Below are 16,721 nucleotides of genomic sequence, written 5' to 3'. Positions count from 1 at the left end.
CGACGATGGATCGCGCCGGGGCATCGGGGGGAGGAAGAGCTCGCCCTCACGATCCGAAGAGCTCCGCGAGGGGGATGGCCAGGCCGGGCAGCACCTCTTCCCCCTCCAGCACCTCGTGCTCCCGCAGGAACCGCGCCGTCCCGTCCGGCCGATACACCGTCACCGTCCGCGCCTCCGGGGCCACCACCCACACCCGCCGCGCCCCCGCCTCCAGGTAGTCCCGCACTTTCTGCTGCAGATCCACCGCGTTGTCGTTCGGCGACAGCACCTCCACCGCCAGATCCGGCGCCCCCTCGATGAACCCCGCCGGGAGCTTCCCCTCCGGCAACCGCTCCGCCGCAACGAAGGCCACGTCCGGCGCCCGCACCCGCTCCGGATCCCACGGCAGCCTCAGAATAAACCCCACATCGCCCACGACTACCCATCCTCCTCCGTGGGCCTCCAGATAGCGAGAGAGGCGGGAAGTCACGCGGGCCGCTACATGACCGTGCACTCCGCCGACCGGTGACATCTCGATGACCTCCCCGTCCACAAGTTCGCGACGGACATCCCCCTCGCCCATCCGCCACAGATCCGCCGCCGTTAACCGCACCTTCACGCCCATCATCGCCCCCCACCTTTTTTGTTTGTAGGAGCGGCTTCAGCCGCGAATCCCCGTGTCATCGAAAACGCGAGGTTCAAGATTGTAAGTGCAGCCTTCGCCGCGACCCCTGCGATCTCGAAGACAAAGGTTCGGGGCTAAAGCCCCTCCTATCAGAAAGATCATCCTTCGGTAGGAGCGGCTTTAGCCGCGACCCTTGCGCCCCCAAAAACGGAAGACGCGGGATCGTGGGGGCGGCTTCATCCGTAGCCTTCGGGATCTTGAAGACAGGTTCGGGGCGAAAGCCCCTCCTACAGAAAATCGGCATCTTGGTAGGAGCGGCTTTAGCCGCGACCTTTTGCGCCACCGAAGACAGAAGATCTGGGATTGAGGGAAGCGGCTTCATCCGCGACCACCGGGCCATCGAAGGCCGAAAGTTCAGGGCGAAAGCCCCTCCTACAGAAAGCGGCCCTCCCAGGCCCATTTTACGCCTTCCCGGCCTTACGAGGCGCGGGCCGCCTGCTGCTCGATCAGGATCTGCCGGTAGCTCTCGTAGCGGCGCCGGCGGATCTTCCCGCGGGCCACCGCGCGGCGGACGGCGCAGCCGGGCTCCTCCAGATGGAGGCAATCGGAGAACTCACAGCGGCCGATGTAAGGACGCATCTCCGGGAAACACGCCGCCAGGTCCTCCGGCCGGATCCCCCACACACCGATGTCCCGCAAGCCAGGGGTGTCGGCCAGATATCCGCCTTCAAAGGGGATCAGCTCGCTGCGGGTGGTGGTATGACGCCCCATCCCGGTCCGCGGGTTGATGGACCCCACGCGCAACCCCAGGCCGGGCTGGAGGGCGTTCAGCAGGCTGGATTTGCCCACCCCGGAGGGGCCGATGAAGGCGCTGATCTTCCCCCGCACCCGCTCCCGCAGCGCTTCCAGGCCGGCCCCGGTGACCGCGCTGGTATACAGCACCGGATAGCCCAGCTCCTCATACTCCGCGAGGCGCTCCCGGAGCGCAGGGAGATCCTCCGCCAGGTCGATCTTGTTGAGGACCAGGAGAGAGGGAAGGCCGTTCGCCTCGGCCACCGCCAGATAACGGTCGATCTGGAAGAGATCGGGCTCCGGGACGGCGGCGAAGACCGCCACGATCTGATCCAGATTGGCGGCGATGACGTGGGCCTTCTCGGGATCCAGCGGCTCGCGGCGGACCAGGGCGGTGCGCCGGGGGAGGATGGCGATGATGGCCCCCTCCTTCGGGGAGACCCGCTCGAACTGCACGCGGTCCCCGATCACCGGCCGCTGGGGGCCCTCCGTCTGGCGCCGCAGACGCCCCCGCAGCACGCACCGCACCACTCCATCGGGGCCCTGCACATCATACGCCGCGCCCAGCGTCCGGATCACCAATCCCTCTTCCAGACTCCGCATCCGCGCACTCCCTCCCGAACGATGTGGGCTCCTTCGGGCTTCCACAGCGGGCGCCCCTCGGCGCGCCGGCAGGCCTCCGGGCTTTCCCGCACGCTTCCCTTATTTGACTATACACGATCCACGGTCCTCCCCCGGGAGCCCGAAGCGACGGGTGTGTTCCAAGATCGTAGGACAACTGCTCGCAGTTGTCCTACAAGGCGGCCAGGCCCGACAAAATCGGGACACACCCGAAGCGACCGGGCCCGCCTCCGCCGGCCTGCCCGTTCCTGCAATAGAATAAAGGAGGACCCACTGGCCATCGCTCGCGTCCTCCCCGGGTTCGCGTTCAGCTCCTGACGGTCAGGTGGCGATGCCCTTCGATCAGATCCTGATCCCGGTGGAAGATGTCGAGGCCGCGCGGGGGCTGCTCCCGCTGGCCTCGGCGCTGTGTCCGGCGGAGCGGGGGGAGATCACCCTGCTGGGGCTGGTCGCCCTCCCGCCGGAGCGCTCCCTCAGCCATGGGACGGCGGAGGCCCGGACGCTGCGCCAGCGGCTGATGGCGCTGGCCGCGGAGTTCCCGGAGCTGCCCCTCCGGGTCCGTCCTCGCATCCGCGTTTCCCATTGCCCGTGGGAGGAGGTCCTTCACTTCCTCCAGGCGAACCGGGTCTCGCTGATGCTCCTGCCCTGGAACGGCGATCCGGACGGTCCGGTGCTGGGAGCGCCCCTGGCCCGGGTGCTCCAGGAATCCCTCTGCGATCTCCTCCTGGTCCGCGGTCCGATCCGGGAGCCCTGGCGGCGGATCCTGCTGCCGGTGCGGGGCGGGCCGTATACCCAGCTGGCGGTGGAGGTCGCCTTAGCGCTGGCGGAGGCCTGGGATGGGCAGGTGACCTTGCTCCACGCGGCCTCGGAGGCCCGACGGGTGGCGGCCGCCTTCCGACCGCTGGCCCGGCAGTTCCCCCGCATCACCCGCCAGATGGTCCTGCACGGCGAGATCGCCCAGGCCGTGCTGGAGGAGCTGCGCCACCACGACGGGGCGGTCCTGGGTGCCCCCACCCGACCGGGCCGGGAGGAGGCTCAGGGTCTGGGGCCGCTGGCCCGTGCCCTGAGCCAGGGGACGGAGAAGCCGCTGATCCTGGCCCGGGCCGCCCGGGCCTTCCTCCCCGGCCAGCCTCGACCGCGGGGCGCGCCGGCCCAGCTTCCCATCTCCGTGCTGGTGGACAAGTGGTTTGCGGAGAACACCTTCGACGCCGAGGAGTTCTCCAACCTGGAGGAACTGGTGGCCCTCAAGCGGGCTCAGGGGGTGACCATCAGCCTGGGGCTCCCCACCCTCAACGAGGAGGCCACCATCGGCCCCATCCTGGACATCGCCCGCGAGGCCCTGATGGAGCGCTACCCGCTCCTGGATGAGATCGTGGTGATCGACAGCGCCTCCACCGATCGCACCCGGGAGATCGCGCGGGAGAAGGGCGTCCCGGTATACATCCACCCGGAGATCCTCCCGGAGGTGGGCTCTTATCGGGGCAAAGGGGAGGCGCTGTGGAAGAGCCTCTACGTCCTGCGGGGGGATCTCATCGTCTGGACCGATACGGACATCACCAACTACCATCCCCGCTTCATTTATGGGCTGATCGGCCCGTTGCTGCGCTCCCCGCGCATCGGCCTGGTGAAGGGGTTCTACCGGCGTCCCATCCGGGTGGGGGAGCGGCTGCAAGCGGGGGGCGGCGGGCGGGTGACGGAGCTGGTGGCCCGGCCCCTGATCAACCTCTTCTTCCCGGAGCTCTCCGGGCTGATCCAGCCGCTGTCGGGGGAATACGCCGGCCGCCGGGAGATCTTGGAGCAGGTCCCCTTCTTCACTGGCTACGGGGTGGAGATCGGGCTGCTCATCGACATCCTGGAGCGGTTCGGCCTGTGGTCCATCGCCCAGGTGGATCTGCAGGAGCGGATCCACCGGAACCAGGACCTGGAGGCCCTCTCCAAGATGGCCTTCGCCATCATCCAGGTGGTGATCCGGCGCCTGGAGGACCGGCACAAGATCCAGCTGCTGGAGGAAGTCAACCGCTCCATGAAGCTGATCCGCCATGAGCCGGGCCGCTATTACCTGGAGGTGGAGGAGATCGGGGACGCCGAGCGCCCGCCGATGATCACCCTCCCCGCCTACCGGGAGCGGTTTCGGAAACAAGAGCCGGCCCTCCTCGGAGTGCCTCCCGGGCGCGGTTGACGGGTCATCCGGCTCCCGACCACCATGAGGCCGATCAGGCGCGTTCCGCTCGCGAGAACCCGCCGGGGAGAAAAGAGGTGATGAACTGGCCGGAGGATTTCCTGGACGCCCATGAGAGGCACTGGGAAGACGCCGAGCTCCTTTTCGGGAATCGGCGATGGGCCAACGCGGATCACCTCTATGGCCTGGCTGCCGAATGCGGCCTGAAAGCGCTTTGGCCTTTGATAACCGGCAGACCGCCGGGCCGTCACCAGCGCGTCCACGTGGATCGTCTTTGGGATCAGGCGGCGCGGCTTGCCCAAGGAGGAAGGATCGCCCAGCTGGGCACATTGCCCAATCGGAACCCTTTTCATAACTGGTCGGTCGATCAGCGATACGCCTCCCGCCAGCACTTTACGGACCAATTCGTGGAGGAACACCGCAAAGGAGCAGAGGAGATCCGCAACCTCGTCCTGCAGGCCCGACGGGGAGGAATGATATGAACAGGGTGGTCACTTTCGGGGAGACCCGGGATCTCGTGCGAAAAGCGATTCGAGAAGCCGAACTGCCTGTGGGCTTAGAGGTATGGATCCTCCGGGATCTGATCGGCCGGGTTTCCGTGCTTCTTCCGGAGCCTGCCGCCGAACCGCCGGAGCCGATCCGCCGGCTGGTGGAGCGCCTGCATTCCACCCTGGGGGCACACGCTTATCCGCCCGAGCGGGCCATCCTCTACCTGGAGCCGGAGGATCGGGAGGAACTGCGATCGGAAGCTGTGATCTGGGAAGAGGAGGGCGTGACGATCTACTTTCTGGATCGGGAGATCAGCGGGCGACGATGGGTGACCATCGCCGAATCCGAGCTCGCCGGTCCGCCCCGATTCGTGCTCTTCGCCCTGAAGGGCGGGCTGGGACGCAGCACAACGGCCGCCGTCCTGGCCGCCCATCTGGCCCGGAAGGGACAGCGCGTCCTGGTGCTCGATTTCGATCTGGAATCCCCTACCCTATCCTCGATGTTAAGCCCGGAGGAGCATCCGGACTTCGGGCTTGTGGAATGGCTTGTGGAGGATCTCGTCGACCAGGCCGAGGTCCTTGTGCCCGACATGATCGGCCGCCCCGCGTGGAGCATGGATTTCACCGGAGAGGTCATGGTGGTGCCCGCCTACGGGAGGCGATGCCGGGAGCATCTCGCCCAGCTGGGCCGCGCGTATCTGGACAAACCTCCCCGGGAAGTTGGGGGTTCTCCCGAGAAATGGGTGGATCGGGTTCGGCGTCTGGTCCGGAGCCTGGAGGCCCATGCGAGCCCGGACTTAGTGGTCATGGACAGCCGCAGCGGCCTTCACGACATCGCGGCGGCGCTGATCGTCGGCCTGCAGGCGCAGGTTCTGCTCTTCGCCGTCGATTCGGAGCCCACATGGTCGGGATATCGGATCCTCTTCCAGCATTGGGCTCAAAATCAGGCGATTCGACAGGTTCGAGAGCGCCTCTTCCTGGCGGCCGCCCTGGTCCCCCCCACCGCCCAGGAAGAATATCTGCGGCGGTTTCGACAGCACGCGTGGGATCTCTTTCGAGAATGGCTCTACGACGAGGTGCCTCCCGGGGAGCCGGACGGGGAGTGGTTCTCCTTCGATCTGATGGAAGAGGATGCCCCCCACACCCCCCTGCCGATCTATTGGGAGCGCGGCCTGCTGGCCTGGCCGGACTTGCGCTCTCTGGAAAGCGGGCCTGTCCAAAGCGCCTACAGCGAGTTCCTGCAACGGTTTGAGCGGCAATTGCTCCCGGAGGCAGGCTTATGAAGGTCTCGGCGCATGACCTGCGCGCGCTGATCCTTCGGGCGCTCCCCGAAGAGCCCAGCGCCTATGGGGGGCGAATGGAGCCACGCCACGTTTACTTCCCCCCATCGCATATCAAGGCGCTTCGTCCGGATGCCATGGTTGTGATCGGGATCCGCGGGTCCGGGAAGAGCTTCTGGTGGTCCGCGCTCCAGGAGCCCCCCATTCGAACGATGATCGCCCAGATCGACAGGAGCATCCAGATCGAAGAGCGCACCGAGGTGCACATCGGGTTCGGGCAAGTTTCGAGGATCGAGAATTATCCAGATAAGGACACGATCCGCTCGCTGCTAAGGGCCGGGAAATCCCCCCGCATGCTCTGGAAGACGGTGGCAGTCTGGAACCTGCTGTCGGACAGACTCGATCCCATGCGGGGCTGGCAAGCGCGAATCGACTGGGTCGAGGAGCATCCGGAAGAGATCGCCCGGCATCTTGAAGAGAAGGACCGGGAATTGCAGCGAAAGGGCGCGTGGGCCCTGATCCTGTTTGATGCGATGGAGCAGGCTGCGGAGGATCGAGAAACAATGTATGACCTGATCCGCGGGCTGCTGCAGATCGCGCTGGAACTGCGGCCCACCCAGCGCATTCGCCTGAAATGTTTCCTGCGCCCGGATCAGTTCGACGAATCCCGAGTCGCTACGTTCCCGGACGCCTCCAAAGTGATCGCCTCCAGGGTCTCCCTGAACTGGACGCGCCCGGATCTTTACGGCCTCCTCTGGCAGTATCTGGGGAACGAAGAGAACGCCGATGAATTCCGGGAGTGGGCGGAGCAGAAAGCCAAGATCCGATGGGACCTGATTCGAGTGAACGGCCAGATCATCTATCAGTGGCCCCGAAAGATGCGGGAGGAGGAGGAATCCCACCGAAGCCTTTTCCACCAAATCGCTGGCCCGTGGATGGGACGCGACCCAAAGCGGGGTTTCCCTTACACCTGGCTGCCCGGCCACCTCGCCGACGCCCACGGGCGGACCAGTCCTCGCTCGTTCCTGATCGCCCTGCGCGCTGCCGCCGAGGACACAGAAAAACGCTACCCCGATCACCGGTTCGCCTTACATTACGAAAGCATCAAACGGGGGGTTCAGCGAGCCTCCCAGATCCGGGTGGATGAGCTGCGGGAAGACTACCCCTGGCTTGAGGATCTGATGCGCCCCCTTCGCGGCCTGGTGGTGCCCTGCGACTTTCAAGAGATCAAGAGGCGCTGGCGGGAGCAAAACGTCGTGGAAGCCCTAAAACAGAAGAAGATGCTTCCCCCGAGCATCGAAGAAGGAGAAGAAGGGCTTCGGAAGGACCTGGAAGCGATGGGGATCTTCCTCCGCATGGAAGACGGGCGGGTGAACATCCCCGATGTTTTCCGGATCGGATATGGTCTGGGACGGCGAGGGGGCGTGAAGCCGATTCGGGAGGCCTGATCTGAGCCGGAGGAAAACGCGGGCGGGGCGTCTTCGGACGCCCCGCCCCCTTTTGCGCGGGTGTGTCCCAAAATCGTAGGACAACTGCTCGCAGTTGTCCTACGAAGCGGCCAGGCCCGACAAAATCGGGACACACCCCTTTGCGCCTCAGCTCAGCTCGTCCAGCAGCGGGGTGAGATCCCGCCGGTAGATCGGCTCCAGGTCCGCCAGGGCCTTCCCCCAGTGGGGCAGACGGGTGGCCAGCTCGTCCTCCAGGGTCGGCCGCTCCACCCGATAAAAGATCCCGATGGGGATCCGATCCCCGTTCTCATAGGCCTTCAACAGCGCCTGAGCCTTCTTCTCCACGATCTCCTTCTCATCCGCCGGATTATGCACCACCGGGTCGTAGCCCGTTTCCTCCAGTTTGTAGACGCGGGCGTTGTAATACTCCCGCGTGTAGATGTTGTTGTAGGTCGGGCAGGGCTGGAGGACGTCGATGAGGGCGGTGCCCCGGTGCTGGATGGCGGCCACGATCAGGTCCCGCAGATGCCGCACATCGTAGGCGTAGCCGCGGGCGATGAAGGTGTAACCCGCCCCCAGGGCCACGGCGATGGGGTTGAGGGCCTCCATCAGGTTGGGCTCAGGCAGGGACTTGGTCTGCACGCCCTTGGGCAAGGTCGGAGAAGCCTGGCCCTTGGTCAACCCGTAAACCCCGTTGTTGTAGACAATGTAAGTCAGGTCCACGTTGCGCCGCCCGGCGGCCAGGAAATACCCGGCCCCGATCCCATAGCCGTCGCCGTCGCCCCCCACGGCGATCACCGTCATCTCCGGGTTGGCCAGCTTGAAGCCGGTGGCCACCGGCAGCACCCGCCCGTGGAGCGTGTGCACCCCATAGGTCCCGATGTAGTGCGGCGTCTTGCCCGAGCAGCCGATCCCGGAGAAGACCGCCACCCGATGCGGGGGCAGCTGCAGGGCCGCCAGGGCCTGGTGGATGGCGTTCAGGATCCCGAAGTCCCCGCACCCGGGGCACCAGTCCACCCAGACCTCGGTCTTGTAGTCCTTCACCGCGTAGGCCATGGGATCACCTCCCGGGCTTCGCTGGAGATCATCACGATCCGCTCCTCGTTGTCCTGCAGCGCCCGGCGCACCCCCTCGATGATCTCGTTCACCGTGAAGGGGCGGCCGTCATACTTCAGGACCCGATGGGGGATCCGGAAGCCGGTCATCTCCCGGATCAGGTTCCCCAGCTGACCGGAGTAATTGTTCTCGATGAGGATCACCCGACGGGCCCGCCGCAGGATGGCTCCCACCGGCTCCGCCGGGAAGGGCCGCATCATCCGGATCTGAAGGAAGTTGAAGGTCAGCCCGTTGAAGGCCGACAGCTCCTCCAGGGCGTCCAGGATCGCCCCCTTGGTCGTCCCCCACCCCACCAGCGTGACCTGGGCGTCCTCCGGCCCGTGCAGGGTGAACTTCTTGCTGTCGGGGATCTCCCGGGCCGCCAGCTCCAGCTTGCGCATGCGCTTGTCCATCTGCTCCACCCGGTGGAGCACCCCCTCGGAGATGTGCCCCTTCGGGTTGTGTTCATCGCTGGTCGTCCAGAACACCACCCCCTCCGTCCCCGGGACCACCCATGGGGAGATCCCGCTCTCGGTCACCGCGTGGCGCAGGTAGCCGTCCCGCTGGCCATCGGGCCGATAGCGGACCCCGCGGTCGATGACCAGGTTCCGGGTGTTAAAGCGGGGGACGGTGACGTAGCTGCTGGCGAGGTATTTGTCCACCAGCACGATCACCGGCATCTGGTAGCGGTCCGCCCAGTTGAAGGCCTCGAAGCTGTCGTAGAAGGCCTCCACCACGTCCCCCGGGGCGATGACGATGTGAGGGAACTCCCCGTGGGCCGGGTGCAGGGCGAACCCCAGGTCCGCCTGCTCCGTGCGCGTGGGCAGCCCGGTGCTGGGGCCGCCGCGCTGGTAGAGGAACACCACCAGGCCCGGCGCCTCGGTGATGGCGGCGAACCCGATGCCTTCCGGCATCAGGGCGAACCCGGGCCCGGCGGTGGAGGTGGAGGCCCGGGCGCCCGCGTGGGCCGCCCCGACCGCCATGTTGATCGCCGAGATCTCGTCCTCCGTCTGGATCACCACCACGTTGTAGCGGCTCTGGACCGCCTCCAGATACGTGCTCTCGTCGGTGGCCGGGCTGATGGGATAGTAGGTCTGCACCCCCAGCCCCGCCTGGAGCTTGCCCAGGGCCACCGCCTGCACCCCGCGGATCAGGATCTGATCCGGCCGCCGCTCCCGCCGGCGCACCTTCCAGGGGAAGTCGTTCCCGAAGTGCTCATGCACGTAGTCATACGTGACCCGCAGGGCCTGGATGTTGAGATCCGCCAGCCGGGCCCGGCGCCCCTTGAACTGCTCGCGGATGACCTCCGCGACCAGATCGAAATCGTAATCCAGGACGGCCAGGGTCGCCCCCAGGGCCACCGTGTTCCGCATGATGTCATACTGCCGGTATTCCGCTGCCTTGCCGAAGGGCTCCAGCGCCCGGCGGATCATCTCGAAATACGGCACCGGATACAGACGCAGGTCATCCCGCCCCAGCCGCTCCCGGATGTCCCCCAGGTCCGCGTCGTAAATGATCCCCCCGCCCGGGACCACCTCGTGGACATGGCCGTGGTGGGTGGGGAACTCGGGGTTGTGGTGATGATCGCCGAAGAGGGTCTCTTCATCGAGGGCCGCCAGCAGGTGGACCTCATCCACCGGGGCGTGGACGGGCTCCTCCGAGACGCGGACCCGATAGTAGCTATGTTTGCCCATGATGTTGGAGTGGTATTCGATGTTGGCGAAAACGTGAAGGCCTCCTCGGCTGAAGGCCTTGGCCAGGGTCTCCGCCGCCACGTTGATCCCGCTGCCCTGAGGCCCCCCGATCATCCAGGAGACAAACCGTTTGGGCATGGCACACGCCTCCCCCGATCAGATGGGCGGAACGCCAGCCTTCCAGGCCGGCGATGTCTTTTCCTAAGTATATCCTTCAAGGCCCTGCTTGTAAAATTTGTAACAGAATGCGGCCGCTGAGGCGTTTGTTTCCCCCAAACGGGTGAGACGCTCCCCCAAATAGGGGATCCGGCGGTCCGGCGCCTCGCTTCATCCTTCCGAAGGACGCTCCGAGGAAGCCGCCGGAGAGGCCTGAGGCGCCCCGGCGCCCCGGGCGCGCACCAGAAGGGTCCACTGGCCCCGCTGAACCACCTCGCCCCGCTGGTTGCGGACCTGGACGTTGAAGACCACGAAGCCCGCGCGGCCGTCGGGCGTGGGGCGTTTCTGGGCCACCTCGATCTCGGCGTAGATGGTGTCGCCGATGCGGATGGGAGCGCGGAACTTCCACTCCAGGCCGGTGAAGGCCTCCACCGTCTCCTCCAGGAAGCCGAGGCGGGTCGCCAGGCCGGAGGCGATGGCCAGCCCCAGCAGCCCGTGGGCGATCCGTTCCCCAAACATGGTGCCGCGGGCGTATTCCGCGTCGGTGTGCAGCGGCGTGTAATCCCCGGAGAGACCGGCGAACTCCACGATGTCCGCCTCGGTGACCGTGCGGCCGGGCGTGCGGACTTTCCACCCGACCTCCAGGTCCTCAAAGAACAACCCACGCGGTCCTGCACTCCACGTTGTCATCGGTCTCCCTCCTCCGAGCAAGGTGGAACTCAGGATCAAAGGAGAGCCATGCCTTTCCCGCGAAACCTTGAGGATGGCTGAAGTATAATCGGCTCGGGGGAAAGATCCAAAGAGGTGGAAGCCCCTCGCTGTGTCGGACGGCGAGGCCTTTTATGAGTTTCGCGAGATTCCCCAGGAGGTTCGCCAGCGAATGTGGGTGGAAGAGGAGATCCGCCAGCAACCGGAAGTGGCCGACCGCCTGCTCCGGGAAGGATGGCCGGAGGCGGAGCGGATCGCGGCGGAGGCGCGGCGCTTTCAACCGGCCCTCGTGATGCTGGCCGCCCGGGGCAGCTCCGATAACGCCGCCCGCTACGGCCAGTATCTGCTCGGAGCGTTCGCCGGGCTGCCCGCAGCCCTGGCCACCCCCTCCCTGTTCACCTTTTACCGGCGTCCGCCCCGGCTGGACCACGCGTGGGTGATCGGCATCTCCCAATCCGGCCGCTCCCCGGACATCGTAGAGGTGATCCGGGAGGCCCGCCGCCAGGGCGGCCTCACCCTCGCCATCACCAACGACCCAGGTTCCCCGCTGGCGGCCGAGGCCCACGCGGTGCTGCCCCTGCGCGCAGGGGCAGAGCGGGCGGTGGCCGCCACCAAAACCTACACGGCCCAGCTCGTCGCCCTGGCCATGCTGGCCGCCGCCTGGACGGGGGATCGAACGATGCAGGAGGAGCTGCGCCGGCTGCCTGAGGCCATGGCCCGGGCCCTGGAGAGCGAGGGGCCCGCCCGCGAAGCCGCCGCCTCCTGGTGGCGGGCCTCCCACGGCGTGGTGATCGGCCGGGGCTTCAACTACGCCACCGCCTTCGAGATCGCCCTCAAGCTCAAGGAGCTCACCTACATTGTGGCGGAGCCGTATTCCTCGGCAGACTTCCTCCACGGGCCCATCGCCCTCGTGGAGCCGGGCTTCCCGGTCTTCTTGATCGCGCCAGGGCCCACCTTCCACGCGGAGATGCAGGACCTGGCCCGTCTGTTGCGGGAACGGGCGGCCCATCTCACCCTCTGCAGCGAGGATCCCGAGCGGCTCCGCCATGCGGACGTCGGCATCCCGTTGCCTCCCGTCCCGGAGTGGCTCTCCCCGGCGGTGGCGGTGATCCCCGGCCAGTGGTTCGCCGTCTCCCTCGCCCGGCTCCGAGGGCTGGACCCGGATCGACCGCGGGGGTTGCAGAAGGTCACCGAAACCCGGTAGCCTCTGGACCGGGGGGATCGCCATGAACGAGAATTGGGAGGAATTCGAGCTCGCCCCCATCACGGTGCTCACGGTCTCCCAGCTGGCCGCCCATCTGAAAGAGGCCGTGGAGAGCCGGTTCGCATGGGGGGACCTGTGGGTGGAGGGGGAAGTGGGGGATCTGCGCCCGACGGCCCCCGGCCACATCTTTTTCTCCCTGAAAGAAGGACGGGCGCAGATCACCTGCGTGGTGTGGAAGACCCACGCGGCCCGCATGGCGCAACTCCCGGCCAACGGACAGGCGGTTCTGGTGCGGGGGCGCATCGGCTACTATGAAGACCGCGGCGATTGCCGCCTGTATGTGGACCGCTGGCTCCCCCTCGGGCTGGGACAGCGGTTCCTGGCCCTGGAGGCCCTGAAACGGCGTCTGGAGGCGGAAGGGCTGTTCGAGCCTGCCCGCAAACGTCCCCTCCCGCCTTACCCACAACGCATCGGCGTGGTGACCTCCCCGGCGGGGGCCGCCCTGCGGGACATCATCAACGTCCTCCGCCGGCGCTGGCCCCTCGCGGAGCTCATCCTCTCCCCCACCGTGGTCCAGGGAGAGGAGGCCCCGGCGGCCATCGTCGCCGCGCTGGAGGCCCTGCAGGCCCTCCCGGATCTGGACCTCATCATCATCGCCCGGGGAGGGGGTTCCCACGAGGAGCTGTGGGCCTTCAACGACGAGCGGGTGGTGCGCGCGGTGGCGGCCTCCATCCACCCGGTGATCTCCGGCGTGGGCCATGCCATCGACCTCACCCTCACCGACGCCGCGGCGGACGTGCACGCGCCCACCCCCTCCGCCGCCGCCGAGATCGCCACGCCCGATCGAGAGGCGGTGGCCTCGACCCTCGCCGCCTGGCGGGATCGCCTGCGCCAGGCGATGGAGAGCCGGCTGCAGGCGATGACCCAGGCCCTGCAGGCCCTGGAGGCGCGGCTGCGGGTTCACGCCCCGGAACGGGCGCTCCAGGCCCGAGCGGAACGCCTCCACCTGTTGCAGGCCCGGCTGCGGAGCGCCATCCATCAGCAGCTGCTCCGGGCAGGCGCCCGCCTGGCCGATCCTCAGGCCCGGCTGAACGCCCTCAACCCCCTGGCGGTCCTGGCCCGGGGCTACGCCCTGGTGCGCCGGGAGAACGGCCGCCTGGTCACCCGCGCCGACCAGGTTCGGGCCGGCGAGCGCCTGATCCTCCACTGGGCAGATGGCCACGTGACCGTTCGGGTGGAAGGAGAAGCCCCCTCATGAACACCGAGTATTTCCGTCTCGGACCCCACGTGGAAGCCGCCCGAGCGGGCGGCCAGCCCCTGGTGGCCCTGGAGACGGTGGTGGTGTCCTTCGGCCTTCCCTGTCCCATCAACCTCCAGGTGGCCCACGAGATGGAAGACGCCGTCCGGGCCGAGGGCGCCGTCCCGGCCACCATCGGGCTGCTGGAAGGCCGGGTCGTGATCGGGCTGACGCCCGCCGAGCTGGCCGAATTCGCCAGGGGAGAGAACCTCCGCAAGGTCAGCCGACGGGATATCCCGGTGGCCCTGGCCCGAAAGGAGAAAGGGGCGACCACCGTGGCCGCCACCGTCTGGGCCGCCGCCCGCGCGGGGATCCGCGTGGTGGCCACGGGTGGGATCGGCGGGGTGCACCGGGGCGCCCCCTTCGATGTCTCCAATGACCTGCCCACCCTGGCCACCGAGCCGGTGCTGGTGGTCTGCGCCGGCCCCAAGGCCATCCTGGATCTGCGGGCGACGCGGGAGTGGCTGGAAACGCATGGGATCCCGGTCCTGGGGTGGGGGATCGAAACCATGCCCGCTTTCTACAGCGCCTCCAGCGGGCTGCCGGTGGACGCCCGGGTGGATACGGCGGAGGAAGCCGCCGCCATCGCCCGGGTCCACTGGACCCTGGGGGGCAAGGGGATCCTGGTGACGGTCCCGCCCCCGGCGGACTTCGCCCTCCCGATGGAGCGCCTGGAGGCCATCCTGGAGGAGGCGATGGCCGAGGCGGAGCGGGCGGGCGTGCAGGGATGGGCCCTCACGCCTTTCCTGCTGGCCCGGGTGGCCGAACGGACGGGCGGGGAGAGCGTGGCCCTGAACCGGGCGTTGCTGATCGAGAACGCCCGCATCGCCGCCCGCATCGCCCGGGCTCTGGAGGCATAGCGAACGGAGGGCTTCGCGTTGGCGCGCGCTTCGGTGTTCGAACGCTACGCGGCTCGCTACGATGCCTGGTATGAAGGACCGGTGGGGCGGGGAGCCTTTCGGTCCGAAGTCCGGGCGCTGGCGCCATTGCTGGCCCAGTGCCCGCCGCCTTACCTGGAGGTCGGCGTTGGATCGGGACGCTTCGCCCAGGCCCTCGGCATCGGCTTCGGGATCGACCCGGCGTGGGAACCGCTTCGGCTGGCCGCCGCCCGAGGGATCCAGGTGGCCCAGGCAGTGGGAGAACGGCTTCCGTTCCGGAATGAAGCCTTCGGGGGGATCCTCCTGGTGGTCACCCTGTGTTTCGTGGACGACCCTTTATGGGTGCTACGGGAGGCCCGTCGGGTGCTGCGCCCGGACGGAGGGCTGGTGCTGGGGATGATCCTGGCGGAGAGCCCGTGGGCCGCACACTATCGGGAGAAAGGCCGCCAGGGCCATCCCTTTTATTCCATCGCGCGCTTTTACCCCCGAGCCGAGCTGGAGGGCTGGCTGGCGCAAGCGGGCTTCCGGGTCGTGGCCTACCGCTCCACTCTCTTCCAGGACCCCGGGGCTTCGGAGATCCGGGAGGAGGAAGGCCGTCCGGGCTTTTACCCGGAGGCCGGCTTCACCGGAATCCTGGCGCAACCGCATCCATCATTGTAGGAGCGGCTTTCGCCGCGACCAGTCGTGGCGAGAGCGGGAGGGCCGTCCACGAATAGCCGCACGAATCCACGAATGGGGGATCCATTCTGTAGGAGCGGCTTTCGCCGCGACCTTTTGCGCCACCGAAGACGGAAGGCCTGGGATTGGGGGAAGCGGCTTCATCCGCGACCTTTTGCGCCATCGAAGGCCGAAAGTTCGGGGCTGAAGCCCCTCCTACAGAAAGATCGGCATTTGGTAGGAGCGGCTTCAGCCGCGACCCTTGCGCCACTGAAGACGGAAGGCCTGGGATTGGGGGAAGCGGCTTCATCCGCAACCCTTTGCGCCATCGAAGGCAGAAAGTTCCGGGCTGAAGCCCCTTCTACAGAAAGATCGGCATTTGGTAGGAGCGGCTTCATCCGCAACCCTTTGCGCCATCGAAGGCAGAAAGTTCCGGGCTGAAGCCCCTTCTACAGAAAGATCGGCATTTGGTAGGAGCGGCTTCATCCGCGACCCTTGCGCCACCGAAGACGGAAGGCTCAGGATTGTGGGGGGCGGCTTCAGCCGTGGTCCTTGGGATCTTGAAGGCAGGGGTTCGGGGCCAAAGCCCCTCCTACAAAGACCAATGCGTGTGGCCGTGACCCTTTGCGTCCTTGAATCCCGTCGGAGGAAAACAGCGGAGATGCATCTTCCCGTAGAGGCTTCCGCCTGCGGCAAAGTGATCCTGCTGGGGGAGCATGCGGTGGTCTACGGCCGCCCGGCCCTCGCAGCGCCGGTGTGCGGGCGACGGGCCCGGGCGCGGGCGGAGCCCCTTCCACCTGGGACCGGCTGCTGGATCGAAGCGCCGGACACCGGGGAAAGGCTCCGGCTCTCCGAGGCGCCGGATCACCCCCTGGCCCGGACGGTTCGTCTGGCTCTGGAGCATCTCGGACTCCCGGAGCCGGACCTCCGGCTTGTTCTGCGCTCCGAGCTCCCCATCGCCGGAGGGCTCGGCAGCAGCGCGGCGGCCTCCGCCGCGCTGGTGCGGGCCCTTTTCCGCTGGGCCGACCGGACGCCGGAGCCGGAGATCGTGTCCGCCCTGGTCTACGAGATCGAGAAGCTGCACCACGGCACCCCCAGCGGGATCGACAACACGGTGATCGCCTATGAGCGCCCCATCCGCTTCGTTCGAGGCCGGCCTCCCGTGCTCCTGCGGATCGCCCGCCCGTTCACCCTGGTGATCGCCGATTCCGGGGTCCCCAGCCCCACCCGGGAGACCGTGGCCGCGGTCCGCGCGGGCTGGGAGCGGGAACCGGCCCGCTACGAGGCCCTGTTCGACGCCATCGCGGGTTTGGTTCAGGAGGCGGAGGCATGCCTGCAGGCCGGGGCCATCGAAACCCTGGGGCCTCTCCTGGACGCCAACCATCGGATCCTGCAGGAGCTGGGCGTCTCCTCGCCCCTTCTGGATCATCTGGTCGAAGCCGCCCGGATGGCAGGGGCGCTGGGGGCAAAGCTCACCGGCGGGGGACGAGGTGGGAACGTGATCGCCCTGGTGCGTCCGGAAGATGTGGAGGTTGTCGCCCGCGCCCTCCGCGCCGCCGGCGCGCGAGGGGCCTTTGCGACCGAAGTGCGGGCGGATTAACCCGGATCCCGGAGGTCGAG

Annotated in this window: 14 protein-coding genes; 9 read left to right on the top strand and 5 right to left on the bottom strand. The window is 67.5% G+C overall.

The features are described 5' to 3' along the window. Positions 1–46: 46 nt before the first annotated feature. Positions 47–607, bottom strand: coding sequence for a Uma2 family endonuclease (locus tag KNN16_RS01835; RefSeq protein ID WP_299288116.1), 561 nt, complete (start codon positions 605–607; stop codon positions 47–49). Between the two features lie 474 nt (positions 608–1,081). Further along, positions 1,082–1,999 (bottom strand): ribosome small subunit-dependent GTPase A, encoded by a 918-nt coding sequence (rsgA, locus tag KNN16_RS01830; RefSeq protein ID WP_299286058.1) that lies wholly within the window; start codon positions 1,997–1,999, stop codon positions 1,082–1,084. Positions 2,000–2,348: 349 nt separating this feature from the next. Here rsgA and KNN16_RS01825 point away from each other — a divergent pair, with 349 nt between their 5' ends. The 4 genes from KNN16_RS01825 to KNN16_RS01810 all read left to right on the top strand — a co-directional run bounded on the left by KNN16_RS01825 (position 2,349) and on the right by KNN16_RS01810 (position 7,412). Then, positions 2,349–4,196 carry a glucosyl-3-phosphoglycerate synthase gene (locus KNN16_RS01825; protein WP_303898364.1) on the top strand — a complete coding sequence of 616 codons (1,848 nt, stop codon included), beginning with the start codon at positions 2,349–2,351 and terminating at the stop codon, positions 4,194–4,196. An 80-nt stretch (positions 4,197–4,276) separates the two neighbouring features. Then, positions 4,277–4,678 (top strand): hypothetical protein, encoded by a 402-nt coding sequence (locus KNN16_RS01820; RefSeq protein WP_299286053.1) that lies wholly within the window; start codon positions 4,277–4,279, stop codon positions 4,676–4,678. Further along, entirely contained in the window at positions 4,675–5,967 is a 1,293-nt protein-coding gene (locus KNN16_RS01815; RefSeq protein WP_303898362.1) for a KGGVGR-motif variant AAA ATPase, read from the top strand. The genes KNN16_RS01820 and KNN16_RS01815 overlap by 4 nt, the downstream gene beginning before the upstream one ends. Beyond that, positions 5,964–7,412 (top strand): hypothetical protein, encoded by a 1,449-nt coding sequence (locus tag KNN16_RS01810; RefSeq protein WP_303898360.1) that lies wholly within the window; start codon positions 5,964–5,966, stop codon positions 7,410–7,412. Before KNN16_RS01815 ends, KNN16_RS01810 begins: the two co-directional genes overlap by 4 nt. Before the next feature lie 147 nt (positions 7,413–7,559). Here the strand turns inward: KNN16_RS01810 and KNN16_RS01805 are convergent, their stop codons facing one another. The 3 genes from KNN16_RS01805 to KNN16_RS01795 all read right to left on the bottom strand — a co-directional run bounded on the left by KNN16_RS01805 (position 7,560) and on the right by KNN16_RS01795 (position 11,047). Then, entirely contained in the window at positions 7,560–8,468 is a 909-nt protein-coding gene (locus KNN16_RS01805; RefSeq protein WP_299286044.1) for a thiamine pyrophosphate-dependent enzyme, read from the bottom strand. After that, positions 8,453–10,339: a 2-oxoacid:acceptor oxidoreductase subunit alpha gene (locus tag KNN16_RS01800; protein WP_303898357.1), complete on the bottom strand. Its 1,887-nt coding sequence runs from the start codon at positions 10,337–10,339 to the stop codon at positions 8,453–8,455. The genes KNN16_RS01805 and KNN16_RS01800 overlap by 16 nt, the downstream gene beginning before the upstream one ends. A 189-nt stretch (positions 10,340–10,528) precedes the next feature. After that, complete coding sequence (locus tag KNN16_RS01795) at positions 10,529–11,047, bottom strand: MaoC/PaaZ C-terminal domain-containing protein (RefSeq protein ID WP_303898355.1); 519 nt, start codon at positions 11,045–11,047, stop codon at positions 10,529–10,531. Positions 11,048–11,237: 190 nt separating this feature from the next. On the opposite strand from KNN16_RS01795, the gene KNN16_RS01790 reads away from it, so the two are divergent. The 5 genes from KNN16_RS01790 (at position 11,238) to mvk (ending at position 16,701) form a co-directional block, all read left to right on the top strand. Beyond that, positions 11,238–12,269 carry an SIS domain-containing protein gene (locus KNN16_RS01790; RefSeq protein ID WP_303898353.1) on the top strand — a complete coding sequence of 344 codons (1,032 nt, stop codon included), beginning with the start codon at positions 11,238–11,240 and terminating at the stop codon, positions 12,267–12,269. A gap of 22 nt (positions 12,270–12,291) precedes the next feature. Then, on the top strand, positions 12,292–13,527 hold the full coding sequence (xseA, locus tag KNN16_RS01785; RefSeq protein ID WP_303898351.1) for an exodeoxyribonuclease VII large subunit: 1,236 nt from the start codon (positions 12,292–12,294) through the stop codon (positions 13,525–13,527). Further along, complete coding sequence (locus KNN16_RS01780; protein WP_303898349.1) at positions 13,524–14,426, top strand: pseudouridine-5'-phosphate glycosidase; 903 nt, start codon at positions 13,524–13,526, stop codon at positions 14,424–14,426. Before xseA ends, KNN16_RS01780 begins: the two co-directional genes overlap by 4 nt. Positions 14,427–14,444: 18 nt before the next feature. Next, the gene (locus tag KNN16_RS01775; protein ID WP_303898347.1) at positions 14,445–15,104 is read left to right on the top strand and encodes a class I SAM-dependent methyltransferase; all 660 of its coding nucleotides are present in this window, start codon (positions 14,445–14,447) and stop codon (positions 15,102–15,104) included. Positions 15,105–15,762: 658 nt separating this feature from the next. Beyond that, positions 15,763–16,701: a mevalonate kinase gene (gene mvk / locus KNN16_RS01770; protein WP_303898346.1), complete on the top strand. Its 939-nt coding sequence runs from the start codon at positions 15,763–15,765 to the stop codon at positions 16,699–16,701. The last annotated feature ends 20 nt before the right edge of the window (positions 16,702–16,721 follow it).

The organism is Thermoflexus hugenholtzii (genome assembly GCF_018771565.1).
Taxonomy (GTDB): Bacteria; Chloroflexota; Anaerolineae; order Thermoflexales; family Thermoflexaceae; genus Thermoflexus; species Thermoflexus hugenholtzii_A.
The sequence above is the reverse complement of the archived record's forward strand: the minus strand, read 5'-3'. Positions and strand labels throughout refer to the sequence as shown.

Excerpts from the sequence above, each read along its gene's own strand:
- KNN16_RS01835 (WP_299288116.1), bottom strand. The coding sequence starts at position 607 with ATGATGGGCGTGAAGGTGCGGTTAACGGCGGCGGATCTGTGGCGGATG.
- rsgA (WP_299286058.1), bottom strand. The coding sequence starts at position 1,999 with ATGCGGAGTCTGGAAGAGGGATTGGTGATCCGGACGCTGGGCGCGGCG.
- KNN16_RS01825 (WP_303898364.1), top strand. The coding sequence starts at position 2,349 with ATGCCCTTCGATCAGATCCTGATCCCGGTGGAAGATGTCGAGGCCGCG.
- KNN16_RS01820 (WP_299286053.1), top strand. The coding sequence starts at position 4,277 with ATGAACTGGCCGGAGGATTTCCTGGACGCCCATGAGAGGCACTGGGAA.
- KNN16_RS01815 (WP_303898362.1), top strand. The coding sequence starts at position 4,675 with ATGAACAGGGTGGTCACTTTCGGGGAGACCCGGGATCTCGTGCGAAAA.
- KNN16_RS01810 (WP_303898360.1), top strand. The coding sequence starts at position 5,964 with ATGAAGGTCTCGGCGCATGACCTGCGCGCGCTGATCCTTCGGGCGCTC.
- KNN16_RS01805 (WP_299286044.1), bottom strand. The coding sequence starts at position 8,468 with ATGGCCTACGCGGTGAAGGACTACAAGACCGAGGTCTGGGTGGACTGG.
- KNN16_RS01800 (WP_303898357.1), bottom strand. The coding sequence starts at position 10,339 with ATGCCCAAACGGTTTGTCTCCTGGATGATCGGGGGGCCTCAGGGCAGC.
- KNN16_RS01795 (WP_303898355.1), bottom strand. The coding sequence starts at position 11,047 with ATGACAACGTGGAGTGCAGGACCGCGTGGGTTGTTCTTTGAGGACCTG.
- KNN16_RS01790 (WP_303898353.1), top strand. The coding sequence starts at position 11,238 with ATGTGGGTGGAAGAGGAGATCCGCCAGCAACCGGAAGTGGCCGACCGC.
- xseA (WP_303898351.1), top strand. The coding sequence starts at position 12,292 with ATGAACGAGAATTGGGAGGAATTCGAGCTCGCCCCCATCACGGTGCTC.
- KNN16_RS01780 (WP_303898349.1), top strand. The coding sequence starts at position 13,524 with ATGAACACCGAGTATTTCCGTCTCGGACCCCACGTGGAAGCCGCCCGA.
- mvk (WP_303898346.1), top strand. The coding sequence starts at position 15,763 with ATGCATCTTCCCGTAGAGGCTTCCGCCTGCGGCAAAGTGATCCTGCTG.